This window comes from Pseudomonas sp. F220, assembly GCF_057813935.1.
Genome location: NZ_JBVASJ010000127.1, coordinates 1 through 609, shown reverse-complemented (window position 1 = coordinate 609; position 609 = coordinate 1). Strand labels below are relative to the sequence as shown.

2 tRNA genes and 1 rRNA gene are annotated in these 609 nt (G+C 47.9%); all 3 read right to left on the bottom strand.

What is annotated here, in order from left to right:
- Positions 1–280 precede the first annotated feature (280 nt).
- Positions 281–356: transfer RNA gene (locus ACZYSM_RS29295), tRNA-Ala, on the bottom strand.
- Positions 357–386: 30 nt separating this feature from the next.
- A tRNA-Ile gene (locus ACZYSM_RS29290) sits at positions 387–463 on the bottom strand.
- A gap of 83 nt (positions 464–546) precedes the next feature.
- Positions 547–609, bottom strand: a 16S ribosomal RNA gene (locus tag ACZYSM_RS29285); the annotation flags it as partial.

Below are 609 nucleotides of genomic sequence, written 5' to 3'. Positions count from 1 at the left end.
TGACTGCCAAGGCATCCACCGTATGCGCTTCTTCACTTGACCATATAACCCCAAGCAATCTGGTTATACTGTGAAGACGACATTCGCCGAAAATTCGCAATTTAACTCACAAATTTTACCTTAGCCTGGAACACCACCAGTGAAAGTGGCGCCCAGTCTATCTTTCTATCACATACCCAAATTTTTAAAGAACGATCTAATCAAAGACTAGAAATCAACATTCACCATCATCACAATGGAATGCTCATTTCTAAGCTTTACTACAACGAGAAGCAGTAAGTGGTGGAGCCAAACGGGATCGAACCGTTGACCTCCTGCGTGCAAGGCAGGCGCTCTCCCAGCTGAGCTATGGCCCCGTATCTCTACAGGCGTTTCCCACACAAAATTGGTGGGTCTGGGCAGATTCGAACTGCCGACCTCACCCTTATCAGGGGTGCGCTCTAACCAACTGAGCTACAGACCCAATTTCGGGCTGCTTCTAAATCGTCTTCTTCAATGAATCAAGCAATTCGTGTGGGAACTTATGGAGCAGCTGATGTCGTCGATTAAGGAGGTGATCCAGCCGCAGGTTCCCCTACGGCTACCTTGTTACGACTTCACCCCAGTCAT